The organism is Dyella sp. (genome assembly GCF_035277725.1).
Lineage (GTDB): Bacteria > Pseudomonadota > Gammaproteobacteria > Xanthomonadales > Rhodanobacteraceae > Dyella_B.
The window spans coordinates 1-2798 of the sequence record NZ_DATEJY010000056.1 but is presented as its reverse complement, the minus strand read 5'-3'; the positions used below and the strand labels follow the sequence as shown (position 1 = coordinate 2798).

Sequence of the window (2798 nt, the reverse complement as noted above, 5' to 3'; positions counted from 1 at the left end):
TGATGCGATGCAGGGCACGCTCGGCGACCTGCTCGTCGAATGTGCCACGGATGCGCCATGCACCGGGCATGTTGTAAGGCACGCTACCGGCCAGCTGGTCGACAAACCACAACCGCTGCTGTGCAAAGGACGTCGGCGCATAGTCGGAGTGCTGGGGAGCGACCTGGATCTCAGGACGCGATACGCGCTTCTTGCTTCGCAGCCACTGGACGATGTCGGCTTTCTTCTCTTTCATCTCGGCCAGCAAGGCCGCATCCATCCTGTCGCGTGGACCAATGACGCGGATGTTTCCCTTGTCATCCAGGTCCAGCCTGATGTTTCTGCCACGAAGTTCCTCAAAGAAGGTCAGCAGCATCATAGGGTGACCTCCATTTCGTCCGTGCTCACTTCGTAATCCGAGCCGATGGACAAAGCATTCTTCAAGCTCAGTTCGGTGATCAATGCCGCCAGGTGCGACAACTGCGGGTGCTGCATGATTTCCCGGATCGACAGCTCTACACCGAAACAGCTCTTGATCGCGATGCCGAATTTGACCAGCAGCAAGGAATGGCCGCCCGACTGGAACAGGTTGGCGTCGGCGCTGATGGTTTCCGGATCGAGCTTGAGCAGGTCGCCCCAGATCCTGGTCAGCTTGATTTCCGCCTTGGTGGAGGGCGCCTTGTATTCACCGGCGGCCGTGAAATCCGGCGCCGGCAAGCTCTTTCGATCGAGCTTGCCATGGGGGGTCAGAGGCAGCGCCTCGAGCAACAGGATCGCCGAGGGAATCATGTACTCAGGCAGCGCTGCGGCAACGTGCTGGCGCAGATCGCCCACCAGTCCAGAGTTGGCAGGATTGTTGGCATAAATGGCCAGATCCTGGGCCGCGTCGCCCGGTAGATACAGATCGGTCAGCACCGTGTCTTCGTCCACCTGCCCGACCTCGATGAACAGCGCATCCAGATGGGCGTTCGAACGAGGCGACCAGGTTGTGGCCACGCGATAGCCCAAGGAGTGGCCCAGGGCGTGCAGCGCTTCCGGTGCGATGCCGGCATGCACCTGATTCAACCGGTCTCGCACCACATCGAGCGCTTCGCCCGCATGCAGTGCGTCCGCGGCCGCGACCTCGTTGAGGACGCGCGCATGCGGTATATCCGTGACCCGCAATTGCGCGGGACGATGCTGACCCAGATGCTGGGCAAGCGTTTCGATGCCGGCCATATCTGGCCAGGACCAAGCCGGCATCGAAGCGGCAGAGAGGATTTTTGCCGGCTGCTTATGTAAAACCACTTCATAGCGATAACGCGTCAGCTCGTTGAGAACGTCTCCGCGCTTGAGCTGAATATCGACCCCTGCGATGGCAGGAATGTGCTCGGGCAAGGCGGCAAAAAATTCCGGAGCCACCAGCAGCTCTTTTTCCGTAAGCAGCTTCTGCGCAATGCGCTGGCGCATGCCGGAGGCATCCAGCCCCTGGAATGCCTGCTGCAATTGCACCGCACTGATGAAACTGCGCAGCAGTCGCAAATTGCGGATGTCGCCCAGCAACAGCGCCCCGCCCGGAGCGAGCAAATCCATGGCCTGGCGTATTACATCAACCAGATACCCCACATTGGGAAAATACTGGGCGACCGAATTGATCACGATCGTGTCGAAATACCCCGGCGGCAGTTCGCGGAAATCGTGCGCGGCCTGGGTACGCAGCTGAACCTTGCCGGCCAGCTGCTGATCGAGCTGCAGGCGTAATGCATGAATGGTGGCCGCGGAGAAGTCGGTGGCCCAATACGCCTCGCTGTCTGGGGCCAGGGCTGCGAGCAGCAAGCCGCTCCCCACGCCGATCTCGAGGATGCGCCGCGGACGAAGCGCCTGTATGCGCGCAACCACCGCCCGCCGCCACTCGTGCATCTCTTCGATGGGGATGGGCTGACCGGTGTAGCTGCTATCCCAGCCGACGAAATTCTCGCCCAGCCCGACACCGGATGCCTCGCTGTACAGGGTCTGGTAGACGCCCTGCCAGTCATCGACGTGGTGCGCTTCCTTATCGGCATGGCGTTGCAGTGTGTTCTCCGGATTGAGCGTCACATAGCTCACCAGTTGCTTCTGGGCTGGCTCGTCTTCGCGGGCAAGCACGACGGCCTCGCGTACGGCCGGATGTTCGAGCAGGCGCGCCTCGATCTCGTTGAGTTCGATGCGGAAGCCACGGATCTTCACCTGGAAATCGTTGCGGCCCAGGTATTCGATCGCGCCATCCGGCAGCCAGCGACCCAGATCGCCGGTCTTGTACAACTGGGCGCCGGGCCGCGTCGCAAAGGGATCATCGATAAAGCGCTCGGCGGTCAGCTCCGGGCGATGGAGATAGCCGCGCGCCACGCCGGCGCCGCCCAGGTACAGCTCCCCGGCCACGCCGACCGGTACCGGCTGGCGATGCTCATCGAGAATATAGATCTGCGTATTGGCGATCGGATGGCCGATCGGCACGATGCCTTCATGCACATCATTGCGGCAGATCCAGGAGGTGACGTCGATCGCCGCTTCGGTCGGACCATAGAGGTTATGCAGCTCTACCGCAGGCAGCTTGCTGAAGAAGCGGGTCTGCAAGGCGTAAGGCAACGCTTCGCCACTGCACAGCACGCGACGCAGGCTTTGGCAACGCTCGACCGGAGCGTGATCGAGGAATACCTGCAGCATCGATGGCACGAAGTGCGTGGTGGTGATGCCTTCGCGCTCGATGACCTCCGCCAGATAATGCGGATCCATATGCCCCCCAGGCTGCGCCATCACCAGGCGCGCACCGGACAGCAGTGACAACAGGAGTTCCCACACCG

2 protein-coding genes are annotated in these 2798 nt (G+C 61.5%); both read right to left on the bottom strand.

Going from position 1 to position 2798, the window contains the following annotated elements; genetic code table 11:
- Positions 1 to 358: hypothetical protein (locus VJR68_RS04890; RefSeq protein WP_324146444.1), on the bottom strand; the 358-nt coding region annotated here is incomplete at its 3' end.
- Positions 355 to 2798: AMP-binding protein (locus VJR68_RS04885; RefSeq protein ID WP_324146443.1), on the bottom strand; the 2444-nt coding region annotated here is incomplete at its 5' end. The genes VJR68_RS04890 and VJR68_RS04885, both read right to left, overlap by 4 nt.